Source organism: Streptomyces sp. NPDC060209 (assembly GCF_042728155.1).
Taxonomy (GTDB): domain Bacteria; phylum Actinomycetota; class Actinomycetes; order Streptomycetales; family Streptomycetaceae; genus Streptomyces.
This window is the reverse complement of record NZ_JBHWZS010000164.1, coordinates 1-18,741: the sequence shown is the minus strand read 5'-3', so window position 1 is coordinate 18,741 and position 18,741 is coordinate 1. Positions and strand designations below refer to the sequence as shown.

At 71.9% G+C, this 18,741-nt stretch carries 17 protein-coding genes; 11 read left to right on the top strand and 6 right to left on the bottom strand.

Annotation, left to right across the window (positions count from 1 at the left end):
- Positions 1-45 precede the first annotated feature (45 nt).
- Positions 46-1,011 (bottom strand): TauD/TfdA dioxygenase family protein, encoded by a 966-nt coding sequence (locus ACFWFI_RS26880; protein WP_387394840.1) that lies wholly within the window; start codon positions 1,009-1,011, stop codon positions 46-48.
- Positions 1,012-1,541: 530 nt separating this feature from the next.
- Here ACFWFI_RS26880 and ACFWFI_RS26875 point away from each other — a divergent pair.
- From ACFWFI_RS26875 to ACFWFI_RS26835, 9 genes are all read left to right on the top strand, one after another.
- Positions 1,542-2,765, top strand: coding sequence for an ROK family transcriptional regulator (locus ACFWFI_RS26875; RefSeq protein ID WP_387394838.1), 1,224 nt, complete (start codon positions 1,542-1,544; stop codon positions 2,763-2,765).
- Positions 2,766-2,856: 91 nt separating this feature from the next.
- Positions 2,857-2,940 carry a putative leader peptide gene (locus ACFWFI_RS26870; protein WP_387394842.1) on the top strand — a complete coding sequence of 28 codons (84 nt, stop codon included), beginning with the start codon at positions 2,857-2,859 and terminating at the stop codon, positions 2,938-2,940.
- Positions 2,941-3,189: 249 nt separating this feature from the next.
- A complete protein-coding gene (locus ACFWFI_RS26865; RefSeq protein ID WP_387394837.1) occupies positions 3,190-4,782 on the top strand; it encodes an ABC transporter substrate-binding protein in 1,593 nt (530 codons plus the stop codon).
- A gap of 1 nt (position 4,783) precedes the next feature.
- Positions 4,784-5,728, top strand: coding sequence for an ABC transporter permease (locus ACFWFI_RS26860; protein ID WP_387394836.1), 945 nt, complete (start codon positions 4,784-4,786; stop codon positions 5,726-5,728).
- 3 nt (positions 5,729-5,731) lie between these two features.
- Positions 5,732-6,625, top strand: coding sequence for an ABC transporter permease (locus ACFWFI_RS26855; RefSeq protein WP_387394835.1), 894 nt, complete (start codon positions 5,732-5,734; stop codon positions 6,623-6,625).
- Positions 6,622-8,472 carry an ABC transporter ATP-binding protein gene (locus ACFWFI_RS26850; protein WP_387394834.1) on the top strand — a complete coding sequence of 617 codons (1,851 nt, stop codon included), beginning with the start codon at positions 6,622-6,624 and terminating at the stop codon, positions 8,470-8,472. Before ACFWFI_RS26855 ends, ACFWFI_RS26850 begins: the two co-directional genes overlap by 4 nt.
- Positions 8,473-8,582: 110 nt before the next feature.
- Positions 8,583-9,413, top strand: coding sequence for a formylglycine-generating enzyme family protein (locus ACFWFI_RS26845; RefSeq protein ID WP_387394832.1), 831 nt, complete (start codon positions 8,583-8,585; stop codon positions 9,411-9,413).
- Positions 9,410-11,233, top strand: coding sequence for a sulfatase-like hydrolase/transferase (locus ACFWFI_RS26840; RefSeq protein WP_387394830.1), 1,824 nt, complete (start codon positions 9,410-9,412; stop codon positions 11,231-11,233). The genes ACFWFI_RS26845 and ACFWFI_RS26840 overlap by 4 nt, the downstream gene beginning before the upstream one ends.
- An 11-nt stretch (positions 11,234-11,244) precedes the next feature.
- The gene (locus ACFWFI_RS26835; RefSeq protein ID WP_387394828.1) at positions 11,245-11,607 is read left to right on the top strand and encodes a DUF4180 domain-containing protein; all 363 of its coding nucleotides are present in this window, start codon (positions 11,245-11,247) and stop codon (positions 11,605-11,607) included.
- Between the two features lie 20 nt (positions 11,608-11,627).
- On the opposite strand, the gene ACFWFI_RS26830 is transcribed toward ACFWFI_RS26835, so the two are convergent.
- The 5 genes from ACFWFI_RS26830 to ACFWFI_RS26810 all read right to left on the bottom strand — a co-directional run bounded on the left by ACFWFI_RS26830 (position 11,628) and on the right by ACFWFI_RS26810 (position 16,704).
- Complete coding sequence (locus ACFWFI_RS26830) at positions 11,628-12,167, bottom strand: MarR family winged helix-turn-helix transcriptional regulator (protein WP_387394826.1); 540 nt, start codon at positions 12,165-12,167, stop codon at positions 11,628-11,630.
- 82 nt (positions 12,168-12,249) lie between these two features.
- Entirely contained in the window at positions 12,250-12,861 is a 612-nt protein-coding gene (locus tag ACFWFI_RS26825; protein ID WP_387394824.1) for an SRPBCC family protein, read from the bottom strand.
- A gap of 41 nt (positions 12,862-12,902) precedes the next feature.
- Positions 12,903-15,293, bottom strand: coding sequence for a xanthine dehydrogenase family protein molybdopterin-binding subunit (locus tag ACFWFI_RS26820; protein ID WP_387394822.1), 2,391 nt, complete (start codon positions 15,291-15,293; stop codon positions 12,903-12,905).
- A gap of 5 nt (positions 15,294-15,298) precedes the next feature.
- Positions 15,299-15,835, bottom strand: a complete 537-nt coding sequence (locus ACFWFI_RS26815) for a (2Fe-2S)-binding protein (RefSeq protein ID WP_387394820.1) — start codon at positions 15,833-15,835, stop codon at positions 15,299-15,301.
- Complete coding sequence (locus ACFWFI_RS26810) at positions 15,835-16,704, bottom strand: FAD binding domain-containing protein (protein WP_387394818.1); 870 nt, start codon at positions 16,702-16,704, stop codon at positions 15,835-15,837. Before ACFWFI_RS26810 ends, ACFWFI_RS26815 begins: the two co-directional genes overlap by 1 nt.
- A gap of 161 nt (positions 16,705-16,865) precedes the next feature.
- Here ACFWFI_RS26810 and ACFWFI_RS26805 point away from each other — a divergent pair, with 161 nt between their 5' ends.
- Both ACFWFI_RS26805 and ACFWFI_RS26800 read left to right on the top strand, forming a co-directional pair.
- Positions 16,866-17,996, top strand: a complete 1,131-nt coding sequence (locus ACFWFI_RS26805; RefSeq protein ID WP_387394816.1) for an XdhC family protein — start codon at positions 16,866-16,868, stop codon at positions 17,994-17,996.
- Positions 17,997-18,044: 48 nt separating this feature from the next.
- Positions 18,045-18,741 (top strand): TetR/AcrR family transcriptional regulator (locus ACFWFI_RS26800; RefSeq protein ID WP_387394814.1); only part of this gene is annotated, 697 nt, incomplete at its 3' end.

The following is an 18,741-nucleotide window of genomic DNA, read 5'->3' as shown; positions in this document are numbered from 1 at the left end:
GTGCCGGGGCACCGTCCGCCGGGGCGGGTGCGTCACCGTGCCCGCTCATGCGTGCGTCTTCTCCGCCGCTTCGGCCGTCGAGGCGCCGGACGCGATGCCGAACGCGGGGTCGGGCACCTCCTCCGGGCTGATGAGCGTCGAGGAGCGGCCGTCGGTGCCGACGGGGATGTCGCCGTCGATGGTGACGCGGCGGAGCTTGCGCTCGTGGGCGTCGGAGTCGTCCACGCCGTAGTGCTGGGTCGCGCGGTTGTCCCAGATGGCGACGTCGCCGGTCTGCCACTGCCAGCGCACGGTGTTCTCGGGACGCTCGATGTGCGACTGGAACAGGTCGAGGAGCGCGCGGGAGTCGCGACCGGTCAGTCCGCTGATGCGCTGGACGAAGTTGCCGAGCAGCAGCACGCGTTCGCCGGTCTCGGGGTGGACGCGCACCACGGGGTGCTCGGTGAGGAACTTCGTCGAGGTGAACACCTTCCGGTACTGGGCGAGGGCCTCTGGGCGGGCGTCGGGGCGCAGGGCCACGTAGTCGTAGTCGTTGGAGTGGACCGCGCGCAGGCTGTCGGCGAGCACGCGCAGCGGCTCCGGCAGTTCGGCGTACGCGGCGCCCGTGTTGGACCACAGGGTGTTGCCGCCGTACGGCGGGATGACGACGGCACGCAGGATCGAGAAGGCCGGATAGGCGGGCACGAAGGTCACATCCGTGTGCCACTGGTTGGCCCGGCCGCCGTGGTCGGAGTCGATGCCGAGCGAGTAACGGCCGTCGGCGGACGGGACGGTGGGGTGGGCGACCGGCGTACCGAGCAGCCGGCCGAACGCCTCGTGGCTGTCCTCGTCCAGATGGTCCTGGCCCCGGAAGAACACGACCTTGTTGGCCAGCAGCGCGGCCCGAATCTCGGCGACCGTCGCGGCGTCGAGGTCCCCGCCGAGGCGCACCCCGGAGATGACGGCGCCGATCCGGCCGCCGACCTTCTGGACGGTGACGGTGGTTGCGGGGGCGGTGGTTGCTGATGACATGACGGGATTCCCTTCGGGGATTCGGGATCGCCCAAGATCGGTCATTGATTAATCTTGGAGAGGAAGTAATCGGCCGAGCGGTGGGCGCGAGAGGTGTGGAGCGCTGAGGATGTGGCGGAGCCGTGGTGCGGGACGGAGCCTTCGGTCCTACGGGCGGGAGGTTCGCCGGGTCAGACGGCGGTACAGCGGCCCGGACACGCCGTCGGCGTGGTGGTGCGGCCGGCGTGGGCGGGCCGCGCATCGGAAACGGCCGTCGCGAACATGCCCCGGAGACTTCCAGCGCCCCACGGCGGACGTCAAGCACCCGTCCGTCCGTCGAAGCGAGCCCGGCAGTGGTTGAATCGGCGCTCGCACGACGCCCGCACCGCCTCCCGCGGCACCTCGTCAAACTGCATCCGACCTGCGGTTCTTTCCTCGGTGGCGTACAGGGTGCGCACCCTGCCGGCGAACCGGGCGCGATGGCCGGACCGATTTCACGCCGCCGTAATGTTGCGACCGTCCCGCGTCGCAGGACCGAAGGAAGGCCCTCCATGACAGCCGCCCCTCAGATCTCCCGGGCGACCGGCGACGGCCGCCGCGAGACCAACGCCGCCACCGTGCTGCGCACGGTGCTCGACCACGGGCCCGTCGCCCGCCGGACGATCGCCGAGCTCTGCGGCCTCAGCCCGGCCGCCGTCTCGCGGCAGTGCACCGACCTCGTCCGTCTGGGCCTGGTGAGAGAACTGCCCGAACTCGTGGAGAGCAGCGGTGTCGGCAGGCCGCAGATCCCCATCGACCTGCACACCGGCGCGGCCGAGGGGCAGGGCGAAGCGGCGGGTCCGGTGGCGGGCGGCGTCCACATCGGAGTGCCCGCGTCGACGTTCGGCCTCATGGACCTGCGGGGCCGGCTGCTCGCCCGGCGCCACCTTTCGCACGACGGCATCGCTCCCGGGGACATGTCACGACGGATCGTCGACGGAATGCGGGGGTTCCTCGACGACACGGTCCTGGGCCGTCCCCTGCTCGGGGTGGGCGCGGCGCTGGGCGGGTGGGTGGATCCAGGGACGGGGACGGCGGTGCGGCATGACGCGCTGGGCTGGCACCAGCGCCCGCTCGCCGCCGAACTCGCCCGTGGCCTGGGCGGAATCGAGGTGCGGATCGACAACCACGCCCGTGCCATCGCCCAGTCGGAGATCCTCTTCGGCAGGCCCGCGGCCCGACGCAGCCTGGTCCATCTGTTCGTCGGCAACGTGGTCGACGCGGCCCTGGGCATCGCCGGGGTGGTCCATCAGGGGCCCGGGTCCGGCGCGGGCGACGTGGCCCATCTGCCCGTGCCGGACTCCACGACGCCCTGCCCCTGCGGGAGGACCGGATGCCTGGAGGCGACGGCGTCCAACACGGCGATCGCGCTGACCGCCGTGCGCCGCGGCATCGTGCCCGAGCCGGACGTCTTCCTGGTGGTGGACGCGGCGGCGGCGGGGGACCGGCGCGCGGACAGGCTGCTGCGTGAGCGGGCCCGCGCGGTCGGCCGGGCGGCTGCTCTGCTGCTCGACGTCCTCAACCCCGATCTGGTCGTGGTCACCGAACACTCCAGCCTGCTCAACCCGGACTACCTCGAGGAGATCCGCGGTGCCGCGGTCGATCTCTCCCATGTCTGCCGGGATCCCGAACGCATCGTCAGTCCGCATGCCGGGACGGCCACTCTGCCCGTCGCGGCGGGCACGATCCTGCTGAACCCCCTGTTCAGAAGCCCTTTGGCGACCATCGAGCGCTGACTGCGGGGCGGAGGGGCGGGAGACGGGCCGCGTACCAGGATGCGGACAGGGCGGGTTGACCGTCCGGCGGAGCCACTGTCATATTGCTCCCGTGAACCCGGACATACGCCTTGTCTCCCGCAGGCACGTCGACCTCTGTCGACAGGCCAGCGCGGTCTGTGCTGTCCGCGACTGATCCTCACCTTCTCCCCTCAGGCCCGGAACGGGTCCCCCTGACGCCTCACGGGTGGAGCACTGCTCCCGTCCGGTGCCGTCGTCCGGGGTCCCGCCGCTTCCTTCCGGCCTGATCAGCGAACCGGCAACCCCGTCGGGACCGTGCGTCCTTCGAGGCGCACGCTCACACCCTCAATTCGTGCCGCAGCGGAATCAATGCGCGAACGCGCCCCGCTCCACCACCCTCCCTCACCGTCACAGGCAGGCTTCGATGACCGAGCTGTACCCCTCCACGCCCACCGGACCGTCCCGGCGCTCGGCACTGCGCGCCGCGGGCGGCGGCACCCTGCTTCTCGGACTGGGCCTGTCGGGCTGCCGCTCGGCGGTCTCGGAGGCCTCGTCCGACACCCGGAGCCCGGATGCCGCCCCCAAGCGCGGCGGCATCCTCGACGTCGCCGTCAACAACGACTTCACGCCCGGCCTGCTCTTCTCGCAGAGCCAGCAGTCCCTGCAGCACAGGCTGATCTACAACACCCTGACCCGCTACGACGACAGGCTCAGTCCGAAGCCGGAACTGGCCGCCTCCTGGACGTACGCGAAGGACGGGCGCAGCATCACGCTGCGGCTGCGCGACGACGTAACGTTCCACAACGGCCGCAAGTTCACCGCGGACGACGTCGTCTTCGCGGTGAAGAACCTTCAGAACCCGGTACGAGCAGCACAGTTGCGCAGCACCGCAGCCACCGTCACCGGCTTCGAGAAGCGAGGTGACCACGAGCTGGTGCTCAAGCTGGCGCATCCGGTGAACAACCTCTTCGACCTCTTCGAGTTCATGATCATCACCGATCCGGACACGGTCGAGGACGCCGTCGCGGGCAGGAAGCTCATCGGCACCGGCCCGTTCGAGCTCAAGAAGTGGAGTCCCGGCTCCGGTCTGAGCCTGACGCGGTACGACGGCTACTGGCAGCCCGGCCGTCCCTACCTCGACGGAGTCGAACTGCGGGTGATACCCCAGGCCGACGCGCTGATCTCGTCCCTGCGCTCGGGCCAGTCCCAGCTCTCCTTCAACGTGCCCGGCAAGAATCTCGGCACCGTCAAGAGTGACAAGCGGCTCACCGTCACCGACTACGACACGGGCGCCGGAGCCATCTACCTCGGCGTCAACACGACCGTCGCGCCGCTGAACGACCGGACGGTCCGGCACGCCCTCGCCTGGGCCCTCGACCGCGACCGGCTGCTCGCGCAGACCCTCGGCGGCTACGGGCTCGCCTCCGCCGCCCCCTGGCCCAAGTCCTCGCCGGCCTTCACCGAGGCCCACCGCACCCACTACTCCCACGACCCCGGCAAGGCCCGGGAACTGCTCCGGTCCGCCGGTCACACCAAGCTCGAACTGCCCCTGCTCCACCTGGCGCTTCCCAGCGAGACCGCGATCGCCGAGTCCCTCCAGTACGACCTCGAGCAGGTGGGGGTCCACGTCACGCTCCAGCCCACCGACCCGGCCACCGGGCAGAAGAAGCTGATCTCCCAGGACATGCCCGCGCTGTGGACCATGGGACACGGGTTCGCGCAGATCCAGCCCTCCACGCTGGCGGTGAGCGCCTATCCGTTCAACGAGGCCAAGAACACCTCCAGGTACCGGTCGGACGAGTACACCGAGGTGGTGCGGGAGGCATGGACGAAGCCTGAGCCGACCGCGGCGGCGGCCAACGCCCTGCACGAGAAGATCTCCGGCATCCTGCTGGACGAGGCCTTCATCATCGACCTCGTCGTACGGGGCCAGGTCCAGGTCTCCGCCGCCGGACTGCACGGCGTCACACTGAACAAGTTCTCGTATCTCAACCTCGACGACGCCTACCTGGTGTGACATGCGCACCTACCTGCTCCGGAGGCTTCCCTCCGCCTTCCTCGTCCTCCTCGTCGCCTCGTTCCTGATCTTCACCATCCTGCGGCTCGTCCCCGGTGACCCCGCCACGACCCTCGCGGGACCCGACGCCGACGCGGCCACCGTCGCCGCGATCCGGGACCGGCTCGGCCTCGACGCGCCGCTCCTCACGCAGTACACGCACTGGATCGGCTCGCTGGTGACGGGCGACCTCGGCCCCTCGTACGCGATCGGCGGACAGACGTCCGACCTGATCCGGGACGGGCTCGGCGCCACGGTCGAACTCACTCTGGCCGCTCTGCTGTTCGTGGTCCTTCTCGGTACAGCCTTCGGCGTACTGGGCGCCACCTCCCGAAGCCGCTGGATCCGGTCGGCGATCCGGGTGACCACGACCGCCGCCCTCGCCGTGCCGCCCTTCATCAGCGGCGTCGTGCTCGTGCTGCTCTTCGCCGTGATCCTGGGCGTGCTGCCCCCGGGCGGCAGGATCGCCTTCTTCGAGGCCCCCGACCTCGCCGTGCAGTACCTGCTACTGCCCGCGCTCTGCCTCGCCCTCCCCAGCGCAGCGGTCCTCGGCCGTTACCTCAAGGACGGGATCGAGCACGCCTTGGGTGAGGACTACATCCGCACCGCGACCGCCGCCGGCGTCGCGCCGCGCCGGCTTCTGTGGCGGCACGCCCTGCCGAACGCGCTCCCACCCGTCGTCACCCTGCTCGGCATGCAGACCGGGCACCTGCTCGGCGGAGCCGTGCTCGTCGAGGCGATCTTCGCCTGGCCGGGCCTCGGCCAGCTCGCCGAGCAGGGACTCATCCGCCGTGACTACCCCGTCGTCCAGGACCTCCTGCTGCTCCTGGTCGCCGTGTTCGTCCTCGTCCAGCTCTTCACCGACCTCATCTACGCCTGGCTCGACCCCCGGATCAGGTGGGAGTGACCCTTGACCACAACGACCGACACCGTCCTCACCGGCCCGCCCCCTCCCGCAGCCACCCGCAAGCCGGGCCGCCGGGCCCGTCCGCGCCACCCGTACCGCACCGCACTGTCCACCGCACGCGCCCGCACCGGCCTCGTCCTCGTCGGCGCTGTCGTGCTCGCCGGTCTGCTCGCGCCGCTCCTCGCCGGACACGGGCCCACCGACCAGAGCGCACAGAGCCTCGCCGCGTTCGGCACCCCCGGGCATCCGCTCGGCACCGACGACCTCGGCCGGGACCTGCTCAGCCGGGTCCTGTACGGCATCCGCGCCGACCTCGGAATCATCTCGATCGCCGTGCCCCTCGGTGCGGTCCTCGGCTGCCTGGCCGCGCTCGTCGCCGCCTCGCATCCGGTGGCGGACACCGTCGTGCAGCGCGTCTTCGACCTCGTCCTCGCCTTCCCCGGCCTGATCCTGGCGCTCGCCGTCACCGCGATCCTCGGCCCCGGTCGTACCCCCGTCGTCCTCGTCATCGCCCTCGCCGAGATCCCGGTCTTCGGCCGGCTGCTGCGCGGCTCGGTCCTCGTCCAGCGGGAGCGGGAATACGTCACCGCCGCCCGGGTCGGCGGGAGTTCCGGGCGACGGGTGCTGTTCCGGCACATCCTGCCCAACGCCGCGGATCCGCTGATCGTCCAGGTCGCGGTCTCGCTGACCGTCGCCGTGTTCATCGAGGGTGCGATGAGCTTCCTCGGCGTGGGCGTACGGCCGCCGGAGCCCACCCTCGGGGCCGTGCTGAGCCAGTCCCTGCCCTACCTCTCCGAGGCCCCCCACTTCGCGGCGGGCCCGCTGATCACCGTGACCGCGCTCGTCCTCGGACTCTCGCTCGTCGCCGAGGCGCTCAACCGGGAGATTCGCCGATGACCGTTCAGGACCTCCTCGAAGTCCACGACCTCGGCGTCGAATTCACGTCCGAGGACGGGTCGGCCGTGCGCGCCGTGCGCGGTGTGTCCTTCAGCCTGCGCCGGGGCGAGACGCTGGCCGTCGTCGGCGAGTCCGGCTCCGGCAAGTCCACCACCGCGCTCGCCCTGACCCGGATGCTGCCCGGCACCGGCCGCATCACCACCGGTTCGGTCCTGCTGGACGGCCAGGACCTGGCCGATGCCACCGACGCGGAACTGCGCGCCGTACGCGGCGCCCGCGTCGGCATGATCTTCCAGGACCCCATGACGGCCCTCAACCCCGTCATGACGGCCGGCCGCCACCTCGACGAGGTGCTCCGCGCCCACGGGAACCACGACCGGGCCACGCGCCGGGACCGCGCCGTCGAACTCCTCGACAGGGTCGGCATCCCCGAACCGCACCGTCGCGTGGACGACCATCCGCACCAGTTCTCCGGCGGCCAGCGCCAGCGCATCCTCATCGCCATGGCCCTGGCGGGCGAGCCCGACATCCTCCTCGCCGACGAACCGACGACCGCGCTGGACGCCACCGTCCAGGACCAGATCCTCACCCTGCTCGCCGACCTCAACCGGGAGACCGGCACCGCGCTGGTCCTCATCACCCACAACATGGGAGTCGTCGCCCGCTCCTGCGAACGCGTCCTCGTCATGTACGGCGGCAGTGTCGTCGAGGACGGGCCGACCACGGAGGTGCTCACCCGGCCCCGTCACCCGTACACCGCCGGCCTCCTCGCCGCCGTGCCCCGCCTCTCCGCCCCGTCGGGCACCCGGCTCGCCGGCATCCCCGGCAGCCCGCCCGACCTCACCCTGCTCGGTGACGGCTGCGCCTTCGCCGACCGCTGCGCGCTCGTCGAGGACCGCTGCCGCACCACGGCACCTCCGCTCGCCGAACTGGCGGACGGGGTGCGGGCGGCCTGCCTGCCCGCCGCCGGGCGTACCGAACCCCTGCCCGCACCCGCCCCTCCCGCCCGTATCGACCGCCCCGCACCAGGAGCCGTCGTCCTGGAGGCCACGGAGCTCCGCAAGACGTACAAGGGGCGTGGCATACGGGGACGGAAGGGCTTCACCGCACTCGACGGGGTGTCGCTGACCCTCTCCGCCGGGGAGACCCTCGGCATCGTCGGCGAGTCCGGCTCCGGGAAGTCCACCCTGGCCCGCGTGCTGGCGCACGCTCATCCTGCGGACGGCGGGCGGATGCTGCTGCTGGGCGAGGACGTCACCCGGCCTTCCCGCCGCGAACTGCACGCGGTACGCCGCCAGGTCCAGATGGTGTTCCAGGACCCCTATGCCTCGCTCAACCCCCGGATGACGGTCGGCCAGATCGTCGCGGAGCCCCTGCTCGCCTTCGGCATGGGTAACCGGGACGAACGGGAGGAGCGGGTGGCCGAACTCCTCCGGCTCGCGGGCCTCGACCCGGCCGTCGCCGACCGGCACCCGCGCTCCTTCTCCGGCGGTCAGCGCCAGCGCATCGGCATCGCCCGGGCGCTCGCCCCCGAACCGTCGGTGCTCGTCTGCGACGAGCCCGTGTCCGCGCTCGACGTCTCGGTGCAGGCGCAGATCGTCGGCCTCCTCACCGACCTCCAGCGCGACCTGGGCCTGGCCCTGGTCTTCATCGCGCACGACCTCGCGGTCGTCCGGCAGGTCAGCCACCGCATCGCCGTGATGCACGAGGGCCGGATCGTGGAGAGCGGCAGCGCCGACGAGATCTGCGAGAACCCGAGTGACCCGTACACCCGCGCGCTGCTGGCCGCCGCGCCCGAACCCGTGCCCCAGGCACCGCGGCCCCACCGGACGGAGGTCCTCGCATGAGCGCATGCTGCACCCCGGGGCGCCCCTGTACGGGCGGGTCGGGGACGGCCCTGCTGCCCCCGCCGTCCGTACGTCCCAAAGCGGCGGCTCCGCCCGTCACCCACCGGGCGATGGCCGAACTGCCAGGCGGTGCCTTCCGGATGGGCGACGCGTTCGGCGAGGGCTACCTCGCCGACAGGGAGGGCCCGGTGCGGGAGGTGAGCGTGGCGCCGTTCGCCATCGACACCACCGCCGTCAGCAACGCCGACTGGGCGGTCTTCGCCGAAGCCACCGGCCACCGCACCGACGCCGAGCGCTACGGCAGCTCCTACGTGTTCCACCTGCTCGTCCACCCGGCAGCCGAACGCGGCATCCTCGGCCGGGTGGCCGGAGCACCGTGGTGGCTCGGCGTCTCCGGGGCCTCCTGGGACGCCCCCGAGGGCCCCGGCTCCGACCTCGCCGGACGGGCCGGCCACCCGGTGGTCCACATCTCCCACGACGACGCCCTGGCCTACTGCGCCTGGGCCGGTGTCCGGCTGCCCACCGAGGCGGAATGGGAGTACGCCGCGCGCGGCGGCCTGGAAGGCGCGCGCTATCCGTGGGGTGACGATCTCACCCCCGGCGGCCGCGAGATGTGCAACACGTGGCTGGGAAGGTTCCCGCACCGCTCGGAGCGCCCCGACGGCCGCACGGGAACGGTGCCCGTCACGGCGTACGAACCCAACGGCTACGGCCTCCACAACACGTCCGGCAACGTCTGGGAGTGGTGTGCCGACGCCTTCGGGCCCGGCGAACGCGTCATCCGCGGGGGCTCCTACCTGTGCCACGCCTCGTACTGCAACCGCTACCGGGTCGCCGCCCGCTCCCACAACACGCCCGACTCCTCGACCGGGCACAGCGGCTTCCGCTGTGCCCGCGACCTCGCACCCGCCCCCGCCGCGGAAGGACGTACCACCTCGTGAAGGCAGTCATGGTGATGTTCGACAGCCTCAACCGGCACCTGCTGCCGCCCTACGGCGCCGACTGGATCCACGCCCCGAACTTCCGGCGTCTCGCCGAGCGCACGGTCACGTACGACACCTGCTACGCGGGGTCCATGCCCTGCATGCCGGCCCGCCGGGAGCTGCACACCGGACGCCACAACTTCCTGCACCGGGGATGGGGGCCACTGGAGCCGTTCGACGACTCGATGCCCGAGATCCTGAAGCGGCACGGCGTCTACACCCACCTCGTCAGCGACCACCAGCACTACTGGGAGGACGGCGGCGCCACCTACCACGGCCGCTACAACTCCTGGGAGTTCTTCCGGGGCCAGGAGGGCGACGCGTGGAAGGGCCAGGTCGCCGACCCGGAGATCCCCGAGGACCTGCACTCCACACGCGGTGACACCTGGCGCCAGGACTGGGTCAACCGCCGGCATCTGGACACCGAGGCGAAGCAGCCGCAGACCCTCACCTTCGACGCCGGGCTCGAATTCCTGCGCACCAACCACGCCGAGGACAACTGGTTCGTCCAGATCGAGACCTTCGACCCGCACGAACCCTTCTTCACCCAGGACCACTACAAGGACCTCTACCCGCACGACTACGAGGGACCGCACTTCGACTGGCCCGACTACAACCGGGTCACAGAGACCGACGACCAGGAGCAGCACGCCCGTTACGAGTACGCCGCTCTGCTCTCCATGTGCGACCACTCGCTGGGCCGGGTCCTGGACGCCATGGACGCCCACGGACTGTGGGACGACACGATGCTCATCGTCTGCACCGACCACGGCTATCTGCTGGGCGAGAAGGGCTGGTGGGCGAAGGTCGTCACCCCCTGGTACAACGAACTCGTCCACACCCCGCTCTTCGTCCACGACCCGCGCCGCCCGGACCGGGACGGCAGCCGCGACGGCGCGCTCGTCCAGACGATCGACCTCGCACCGACACTCCTCGACCTCTTCGGCGCCGAGCTGACCCCCGACATGCAGGGCCGACCGCTGCGCGAAGCGCCCGACGCCCAACAGCCGCGTGAATCCGCGCTGTTCGGGATGTTCGGCGGCCATGTGAACGTCACCGACGGGCGGTACGTCTACATGCGGGCCTGTCATGACGACACCAACCAGCCGCTGTACGAACACACCCTCATGCCGACGCGCATCCGCGGCCGCTTCACCCCCGGGGAGCTGTCCGGGCTGACCCTCGCCGAACCGTTCGGCTTCACCAAGGGCGTACGCACGCTCAGGATCGCCGCCAACCCCTCACCGCTACTGGGGCCACAGCGCTTCGGCAGTCTCCTCTTCGACCTGGAGACGGACCCGCAGCAGGAGAAGCCCCTCGTCGACGACGCCGCCGAACTGCGCATGATCCGGCTGCTGGTGGAGCGCCTGCGCGCGAGTGAGGCCCCGGACGACCAGTACGCGCGGCTCGGCCTGCCGCACGACCCGGACGAGGTCGGTGAGGTCCATCTGCTGGTCGCCGCGCAGCGCGAGCGGGCCGAGACGTCCCGCGAACCGGCCGCGCGCTCGGACGAGTTCCCCGAGGGCGCCCTCAACCTCCGTACGCCGCTCGCGGAACTGCTTGCCGAACCCGCCGCCACCGACGCGATCCGCCGGATCGTTCCGGGGCTGCTCGACACCGAGCTGCTGACCGTACGCGGCGGCGGCTCCCTCCTCCAGATCGCGGCCTTCGCAGGACACCCCGGGCGCGCCCAGCTCACGGCCCTGGCGGAGGAACTGGCCCGGCTCTTCCCGAAGCGGTCGGACATCGGAGGCGTCCCCGTCACAGCGCCGCATTAGTCTGGTCGCCCATGAGCACCCTGCAGACCATCCACGACGTGCCCGTCCTGATGTGCCCCACCGAGGGCGAGCCCATCCGGGGGGAACGCGAGGCCCTGGATCTCATCGGCGACGGCGGATACCAGGGTGCTCGGTGGGTCGTCATCCCCGCCGAGCGTCTCGACGAGAGCTTCTTCCGGCTGGGGACCCGTGTCGCGGGTGACATCGTCCAGAAGTTCGTCCAGTACCGCCTGGGACTGGTCGTGCTCGGCGACGTCTCCCGCCATACGGCGGACAGTTCCGCGCTGCGGGACTTCGTCCGGGAATGCAATCGGGGGAACCAGACCTGGTTCGTCGCCGATGCCGACGAGCTGGGCGAGCGGCTGAAGGGCTGAACGGCCGCTGCCCGTGCGGGCTACTGCGCAGTGCCGGCCCGCTCCTCGTCGGCATCGAGGATCGAGATCTCCAGCTTGCGGAGCAGCCGCGCGAGCTGCCGGCGCTCGGAGGGGGACAGCCCTCCGAGCATCCGGTTCTCGTTGTCCAGGTGCTCGGCGAACGCCGTGTCCACCGTGGCGAGGCCCTTCTCGGTGAGACGGGAGTACACGACCCTGCGGTCCTGGGTGTCCCGCTCACGGACGATGAGGCCGTCCTTCTCCAGGCGGTCGATCCGCAGGGTCACCCCCGCCGACGACACCAGCCCGGAGTCGGCGAGCTGCCCGGCTGTCAGCCGGTAGGGCTTGCCGGACCTGCGCAACGCGGTCAGGACGTCGAAGCCCGCCACGGACAGACCGTGCCGCTCGATCGATTCGGTGAGCCCGGTGCTGTAGCGCAGGAAGGAGCGGTGGAGGCGGGCGAGGACCTCGAGCGGGCTGGTGTCCAGCTCCGGCCGTTCCCGCGCCCAGTCCTCGACCACCTTCGCCACGGCGTCCTGGTCCCCAGGCCTTGATGCTGCCATCTCATCCCCTTGTACGGCTTCGGCCGGCGTCCCCCCGGCTTCTCACGGCACTGAGAATCTTACCGCTGAGGCGATGGGAGGCTCAGCCGCGGGACCGCCGCCTCACCACCCTGACCAGCACGACGGCGAACAGCACGGCGGCCGCGGGTACGGCCGCCTTCCTCAGCAGCACGGGAAGGGCCGCCGCTCCGAGATCCACGGCCTCCGGCTCAGCTGCGGAGGCGGCCGGTGCCGGGCCGGCGGATCCGGGGGCGGGATCGCGCAGGAGGCCCTCGAGGCGGTCCGCGAACTGCCGCACCAGCCGGTCCCCGACCTCGGTCATGATCCCGCGGCCGAACTGTGCCGGACGTCCGGTGATGTCGAGCTCCGTGCGTACGTGCACCCGGGTGCCGTCCGGGCCGGCGGTCAGGGCCGCGGTGACCCTGGCGGACGCGGTGCCCGATCCCCGGGTCTCGCTGCCGCTGAGGTCAAGGTGCATCGAGCGGGCGGCCTCGTCGCGCGTGACGGTCCCCTCACCGCGGTAACTCATCTGCACCGCACCGATCTTGACCTTTACGCGGCCGGTGAACGAGTCGCCGTCGAGCGTGTCGAGGACGGCGCCGGGCATACAGGGCGCGACCCGGGCGAGGTCGTGGAAGAGCTTCCACGCGTCGTCGGGACCGGCAGGAACGGTGAATGTGTGGTCGAGCTGCATGGGTTTCCCCTCGTGGGTTCGGAAGTGGAGGTGCGGGCCGGTCAGGCGGGGGAGGCCGGGGTGCGGATCAGGTCGCGCACCCGGCTCGGCGAGAGCGGGCCGCGGCGTACGACCACGCCGAAGGGGCGCAGGGCGTCCTCGACGGCGTTGGCGAGTACGGCCTGCGGGGCGATCGCACCGCCCTCCCCGAGTCCCTTGACCCCGAGGTCGTTCATCGGGCTCGGGGTGAAGAGCTCGTCCATGTCGAGGTCGGGGATCTCCGAGGAGGTCGGAACCAGGTAGTCCATGTAGGTCCCGGTCCTCGGCTGACCGTCGGGCCCGTAGACCATCTCCTCGTACAGCGCGCCGCCGATGCCTTGCGCGATGCCGCCGGTGACCTGGCCTTCCGCGATCATCGGATTGACGATGACGCCCGCGTCGTGGACGACGACGTAGTGCAGGATCTCGACTCGGCCGGTGTGCTCGTCCACCTCCACCACGGCCGCGTGCGCTCCGCTCGCGACGGCGAAACCTGGCGGCCGGAAGTGCACGGTCTCGCTGAGTTCGGTGCCGTGCCGGCCGTCGGTGGGTTCCGGCGTGCCGGGCAGCGGCGCCCGGCCGGCCAGCTCCGCCAGGCCGATCGACGGGCCGCCCGGCTCCTTCGCCGCCACCACGCCGTCGCGCAGGTGGAGGAGGCCGGCCGGTACACCGAGACGGCGAGCCGCCGCGTCGATGATCTTCTCGCGGACCAGCAGGCCGGCCCGGTGGGTGGCGTTGCCCGCGTTGACCAGGGCGCGGCTGGCGATGGTGCCCACTCCGAACGGGGTGGCATCGGTGTCGCCCCCGGTCACGTCTATGACGCCGAGGGGCACCCCGATGGCGTCCGCGGCGATCTGCGCCATGGACGTACGGTGCCCCTGGCCCTGGGAGGGGGCGCCTATGGCGAGCCGGACCCGCCCTGTGGGGTCGATGTCGATACGTGCCGTCTCGAACGGTCCGAGGCCGGTCGCCTCGATGTACATCGCGAATCCGATGCCGATGTGCCTGCCGCCGCGGGCGCCCTCGCGCTGCCGGACGCGCACCCCCTCGACATCCGCTTTCGCCACGGCGCGGCGCAGGAGCTCGGGGAAGTCGCCGGAGTCGTACGACTGTGGGCTGCCGGAGCGGTCCACCAGCCCCGTCTCGTACGGCATCTCGTCCGGTCCCACCAGGTTCCGGGCTCTCAGCTCTTCCGGTGCGATGCCCAGTTCGGCGGCCAGCCGGTCCATCGCGCGTTCCATCGCGAACACCGTCTCCGGCCTTCCCGCTCCCCGGTACGGCGTGGCGAACGTGGTGTTGGTGAGCACACCGGTGACACCTATGTCCACGTGGGGGATGCGGTAAGGGCCGAGCAGATGGCAGAGGGAGTTGTACGGCACGACGAGGCCGGTCATGTTGTACGCGCCGAAGTTCACCAGGATCCGGTCGCGGACGCCGACGATGTGCCCCTCGGCGTCCGCGGCGAGCTCGATGTGGTGGATCTGCTCGCGGGCGTGCGAGGAGGCGGTGAGATTCTCGTTGCGGTCCTCGCGCCACAGCACGGGGCGGCCGAGCCGGCGGGCGGCGTGCGGCACGAGGAGTTCCTCGACGTAGAGGATGCCCTTCTGCCCGAAGCCGCCACCCACGTCGGCGGCGATCACATGGACGGTGTCCGCCGGGAGACCGAGCGTGTGGGCGATGGCTTCCCGCAGCCGGTGGGGTGTCTGGGTCCCCGACCAGACGGTGAGCCTGCCGCTGTAGGGGTCCACCTGGGCCGAGACCGCGCGGGTCTCGATCGGCGAGGCCACGTAGCGGTGCGCCTCGAACCGCTCGCGGACCACGGCGTGCGCGTCGGCGAAGGCGGCGTCCGGGTCGCCGACGCGGGTCGCGACGGCCACGGCCGTGTTGTCCGGCAGGTCCTCGTGCAGCAGTGGTGCCTTAGCCGAGAGGGCGTCCTCGGGGTCGACGAGCACGGGCAGCGGGGAGTAGCGGACGTCGACGAGTTCGAGCGCGTCCTCGGCGAGATAGCGGTTCTCGGCCAGGACGAGGGCGACGGGCTGACCGACGTAGAGCACCTTGTCGTTCGCCAGCAGGGGCATGGGCGTCATCCGGACCGTCGGGTCCAGGAGTTCGGCGAGGCCGGGCGGAGTGCGCAGCTCCTCCTTGTTGAGCATGGGCGGCAGGCCGGCGACGTCGTCGCCGGTCCACACGGCGACGACGCCGGGTGCTTCCAGCGCCGCCTTCACGTCGATGGACTCGATGCGGGCATGGGCGTGCGGGCTGCGCAGGAACGCCGCCTCGACGCCACCCGGCAGGGCGATGTCGTCGACGTAGCGGCCGTTGCCGCGCAGCAGCCGGTCGTCCTCGACGCGCGGGACGGACCGGCCGATCCAGCTGCCGCCGTCCTGCCGGCCCCGGTGGGAATCGTGGGACATGCGGGTCACTCCCCGAAGCGCTCGTCGAGTGCCTGGCACACGGCACGGCGGATGTTGCGGTAGCCGGTGCACCGGCAAAGGTGCCCGCTGAGCGCGTCGGCGACCTCTTCCACGCCGGGACGCTCGGGCTGTTCGGTCAGAGCGGTCGTCGTCATGACGAAACCGGGCGTGCAGAAGCCGCACTGCATGCCGTGACACGCGTGGAAGGCCTGCTGGACGGGGGAGAGAGGGGCGTCGCCGGGGGCGAGGCTCTCGACGGTGCGGATCGCGACACCGTCGCACTGCACCGCGAGGGTCAGGCAGGTGCGTACCGGCTCGTCGTCGACGAGCACGGTGCACGCCCCGCACACCCCGTGCTCGCAGCCCACATGGGTGCCGGTGAGACCGAGCCGGTCGCGCAGGAAGTCGCTGAGCAGCAAACGGGACTCGACCTCGGCGGTGATCCGCTCGCCGTTCACGGTGAGCGTGACCCGGTGCCAGCCGGAGGGCTCGGCGAGTGGCGGGGTGCGGACGGTGAGAGGGACAGGGACGGAGGGGGTCATCAGCAGCGCTCCCATGCGGTCGTACAGGCGTGGACGAGGAGGTGGGCGGCGGTCTCGCGCCGGTGGGCGGCGCTGGCGTGGATGTCGTCGGACGGGGCGAGGCCGGCGAGTGCGGCACGCCGCGCGGCGGCCAGCGGCTCTTCGCCGACGAGGGTGCCGACGAGCGCGTCCTCGGCGGCGGGCAGACGTACGGGGACGGGGCCGGCGCCGCTGAACACCACGCGGGCGGTGCGGACCGTGCCCGTACCGGGGTCCCGCTCCAGCAGGACGGCGACTCCGACCGACGCGAAGTCGCCGTGCCTGCGGGTGAGTTCCTCGAAGGCCCAGCCGCGCCGCGCGGGCGGCGGGGGGACGACGACCTCCGAGAGCAGCTCGTCCTGGCCGACGGCGGTGGAGAACGTGGCGACGAAGAAGTCCTCGGCGGGTACGGTGCGGCTGCCGTGCGGCCCGGCGATCACGAAGCGGGCGTCCAGCGCCCGCGCCGCCGTCGGCAGTTCGGCGGCCGGGTCGTGGTGCGCCAGGCTGCCGCAGACGGTGCCGCGGCTGCGGATCTGCGGATGGCCGATGTGCTTGATGGCCGCGGCCAGCAGGGGCCATCCGTGCCGGACGGCGGGGTCGGCGGCGGCATGGGCCTGCCGGACGGCGGCGCCGATGTGCAGGGCGCCGGACGCGTCGACCGTCAGGTGGGTCAACTCGGGGATGCGGGTGATGTCCACGAGGAGCTCGGGGCGCGCGAGGCGCATGTTCAGCATGGGGATCAGGGACTGGCCGCCCGCCACGACCTTGGCGTCCCGCGCCGGGTCGGCGAGGAGAGCGATCGCCTCGGCAACGGTTCGGGGAGCGGCGTAGTCGAAGGGTGTGGGTTTCAAACTGCTGCCACCGGGCCTCTCGGATGGTCGTCACGCCGTGGCGCTCGGCACGCCTACGTGCGATCGACACGCACAGATCTATCTAGTACCTGAAATGATTTACACTAAAGTTTCTCGTTGGCAAGAGGCTCCGGCAGATTTCACGGACCGAGGTGAGCGATATGCGACATGTCATCGACCAGGCCGCGGCCTGGCAGAGCTCCGGAACCCGCTGCGTCATGGCGACCGTGGTGCGGACCTGGGGTTCGGCCCCGCACGGACCCGGCGCCTCCATGCTGGTGGCGGAGGACGGCCGGATCGTCGGCAGTGTGTCCGGCGGATGCGTCGAGGCCGCCGTGGTCGCGGCCGCGGAGGAGGTGTTCGCGGGGGGCCCGCCGGTCGTGGAGTGCTGGGGGGTCGGCGACGAGGACGCCTTCGCGGTGGGGCTGACCTGCGGTGGGACGATCGAGGTCCTCATCCGTGAAGTGGGCCCCGAGGTGCCGCTGGGCCGGATCTCGGCGGACCTCGCGGCGGGGGTGCCGGTCGCACTCGTCACGCCGCTCGACGGCGGCGGAAGCCTGGCGGTGGGCCGAGGGGCGGTGAGCGGTTCGGCGGTCGGGACGGCCGACGGCCGGCTGGCCGCCCTTGCTGCCGAGGGCATGCTCGGCCGCGGTGAGAGCGGACTGGTCACCGTGGGGGAGGGGGTGGCGGCCGGTCGCGGGAGGACGGACGTGGGAGAGCGGGCGGCCGGCCCTGGCTGCGTCCCGGAGCGCGCCCTGCTGGTGCAGTCCTTCGCTCCCAGGCCCCGGCTGCTCATCTTCGGCGCAGCCGAGTTCGCCCGGCCGCTCGCGGACTTCGGCGCGGCCCTCGGCCACCGCGTGACCGTCTGCGACGCCAGACCGGCGTTCGCGGATCCCGGGCGCTTCCCGGGAGCCGACGAGGTCGTCGTCGACCGGCCGGACCGCTGGCTCCGCGCCCATGAGGACCTGGTCGGCCCGACGACCGCGGTGTGCGTCCTGACCCACGACCCCCGCTTCGACGTCCCGGTCCTCACCCACGCCCTGCGCGGCGTCGCGGGATATGTGGGCGCCATGGGAAGCCGCCGTACACATGAGGACCGGGTCGCACGGCTCCGGGCGGCCGGCACGACCGAGGCCGAACTCGCCCGTCTGCGTTCGCCGATCGGCCTCGACCTGGGCGGCAGGGGCCCCGAGGAGACCGCCCTCTCGGTCCTGGCGGAGATCGTCGCCGTGCGACGCGGTGGCAGCGGCCTTCCGCTCACCGCCGGCACGGGGCCGGTCCACACTCTGTGACCAATTTTGAACGACTGTTTTTATAAACACCCGTTTAATGTGAAGCACGTGGATCCAGAGAACAAGAGCATCAGCCGACGACGACAGGCGGAGGGCGAGGCGCGCCCCGCCGCGCCGGAACCCGCCGTGCAGCGCCGCCCCGGCTCGCACGACCCGGCGGGCAACCGCCGAGCGGTCCTCGACGCGGCGCGGCGCCTCTTCGGCGCACACGGCTACAAGGGTGTGGGGGTACGGGCCATCGCGGCCGAGGCCGGGGTGACGCCCGGCCTCGTGATGGCGTACTTCGGCACCAAGGACGGCCTCTTCCGTGCGGCTGTGGGCAGCGGGGCCGGTGTCAGCGGTGACGTGCTCGCGGCGACCGGCGGTGCGGCGGGAGACCTGCCGGGCGCCCTCGCCCGCGCCTACCTCGACCGCTGGGACCGGCTGCCCGCCGACGACCCGTGGCCCGCGCTGATCCGCTCGGCGGTCAGCCACCCCCCGAGCGCCGAGCTGCTGCGCACGATCCTCGACACGCAGGTGGGGGAGCCCCTCGCCCAGGTCCTCGGCACCACCGCCGAGGCCGATGTACGGGCCGCGGTGATCCGCAGTGTCCTGTTCGGCGTGATCATGGAGAGGTATGTCTTCGCGCACGAACCGGCGGCGTCCGTGCCGACCGCGGAGCTCGCCCCGGCTCTGGCGGACGTGCTCGCCACGGCGTTCGGCGACGCCCGGGAAACGGCCGCCGCGCGTGGGCCGGCCCCGGAGG